Raw genomic sequence first — 2,228 nt, forward strand, 5'->3', positions numbered from 1 at the left:
ATTCAGGAAACTCTCGCCTATGCCGATTTTCCCTCTGAGCACTGGACAAGAATCCGGACCAACAATGTGATAGAACGCCTCGACCGGGAAATCAGGCGTCGAACCAGAGTCGTTGGCGCGTTCCCTGACGGGCAGTCGGCTTTGATGCTAGTCTGCGCCCGCCTTCGCCATGTTGCAGGTACTCAATGGGGCTGCAAGAAATATATGAACATGAAGCATTTGGAAGCGGTCGACCCTGAGTCGGAGCTTTCCATTGGCTAACTAAATCTTATGACGGACTGCAAACCTTTTTGCGAAACTTTCTTGACACTACCTTCCCGGCTCCCCGGAGCGGATGGATTACGAATACCGGCGCTGTGGCGTGGCTGGCCTGTTTGTGGTCTTTGAGCCGCTGGCGGCCAAACGGGTCGTGAAAGTCACCGAAAGACGGACCGCCATAGACTTCGCCCAATTTCTCAAAGAACTGGTCGATGTGCATTATGCGCACGTGGAAACGATCGTACTGGTGATGGACAACCTCAATATTCACGGGATTGCCTCGCTTTACAAAGCCTTTGAGCCGAAGGAGGCGCGGCGCATTGCCGAAAAGCTGGAGATTCATCATACGCCCATCCCTGCCTCTTGGTTGAACATGGCCGAGATTGAGATTGGCGTCCTATCCCGGCAGTGTCTGGCGCAATCCATGAACACTATAGAAACGATGCGCCGCAAGGTCTCCGCTTGGCAAATGCCGCAGAAACGCTGCTTGCTCGACTGTGAACTGGCAATTCACCTCCGCCGATGCCACGTATTAAGCTCAAAAAACTCTATCCTATTATTTCTACTTCCTGACTTTATAGAGCACTAGGTTGTGTCTTCAAAAAAAGGATTGACACGCCAAAAGAATTCATAGAGAATAATTTTTATGGATACAACAAGGCATAACTTAACCGATGAAACATGGAACAAAATAAAAGACTTATTACCATCGGAAAGAACCGGCAAGCGAGGTAGACCGGCGAAAGATAACCGCATGGTACTGGATGCCATCTTGTGGTTATTGAGAACAGGAGCGCCATGGCGGGATTTACCCGCCGAATTTGGCTCTTGGAAGAGTGTCTATACCCGGTTTCGGCGTTGGAAGATCAAAGGCGTTTGGGAAACCGTTTTTACGATCCTCGCTGAGGAAAAAGAGGAAGAAGGCATCTTAATCGACAGTTCCATAATCCAAGCCCATCAGCACGCCGCAGGTGCCAAAGGGGGCAGTCAGAGCAAGCTCTAGGGTGCGGAGGATTTAGCACCAAAATTCATATGAGTGTCGACGCGTTGGGCAATCCGTTACGCTTCCTCTTAACCGGCGGACAAGTCAGTGATTTTTTGATGGCGGAGCCCTTATTACAAGGGCAAAAACTTTCTACCGTGCTTGCTGATAAAGGATATGACAGTGATAAACTCGTCGCTTTTATCGAACATGGCGGAGAAGCTATTATTCCTTGGAAATCAAGCCGTAAACATCCACCACCCAATAGAAAGTGTGATTGGCATCAGTACAAAGAACGGCATCTGATTGAATGTTTCTTTAATAAAATCAAGCATTTTCGACGCATTGCCACTCGATATGACAAGTTAGCCTCTTCCTATTTAGCTATGTTACATATCGTCGGCTCTTTAATTTGGTTACGTTAATTTTGAAGACACAACCTAGCTAACAATTAGTGCTTTAAAATGTTTCAATTTAGGAGAGTTGTTTTTGGACAAGCATAAGATATATGAATCAATAATGAATAATGTGGCAATAGATGCTGGTGATAATTTAAAAGGACTAGTATTTGCAATTGCACCATTATATTCAAAAGCTTCTCCGTTGCCAGACAAAATACAATATTCGCTGGTTCATCTATATGCAAGCTTGATAGAAACTACGGAGAGCTTAATCATGTTAATTTCATTTGGATGCATATGGGATGCAAAATTACTTGGCAGAATGATTGCAGAAGGAGCATTAAAATTTCTTTACATTTTTAAAGGAACAAATGAAGAAATATTGTCTAAGTTGGACGAATACTTAAATATTATTCCTTTTATAAATAGGCTTAAGCTTCATAATAAGGCCAGAAATCTAGTTAAAGTTGGAGTTGAGCCATTAAAGCATCAAGCTTTGCTTGATGCTTTAATACCTGAAGAAGAAATAAAAAGATTTAAAGATATGTACTCTGATAAGGAATTAAATAAGATTTACAGCAGATGGC

The 2,228-nt window shown here is 44.0% G+C and carries 3 protein-coding genes and 1 pseudogene; all 4 read left to right on the plus strand.

The genetic code is table 11. The features are described from left to right. Window positions 1-261 (plus strand): transposase (locus ALO_RS20585; protein WP_040294074.1); only part of this gene is annotated, 261 nt, incomplete at its 5' end. A gap of 64 nt (window positions 262-325) precedes the next feature. Beyond that, window positions 326-847: pseudogene (locus ALO_RS20590) on the plus strand (transposase); the annotation flags it as partial. A gap of 57 nt (window positions 848-904) precedes the next feature. Then, window positions 905-1,665 (plus strand): IS5 family transposase gene (locus ALO_RS21630; protein ID WP_238528357.1). Its coding sequence is split into 2 segments (ribosomal slippage): window positions 905-1,238 and window positions 1,238-1,665, totalling 762 coding nucleotides; the frame shifts between segments, so codons are not numbered across the junction. Between the two features lie 64 nt (window positions 1,666-1,729). Continuing rightward, window positions 1,730-2,228 (plus strand): DUF5677 domain-containing protein (locus tag ALO_RS20605; RefSeq protein ID WP_004100244.1); only part of this gene is annotated, 499 nt, incomplete at its 3' end.

The sequence above is a fragment of the Acetonema longum DSM 6540 genome (assembly GCF_000219125.1).
Taxonomy (GTDB): domain Bacteria; phylum Bacillota; class Negativicutes; order Sporomusales; family Acetonemataceae; genus Acetonema; species Acetonema longum.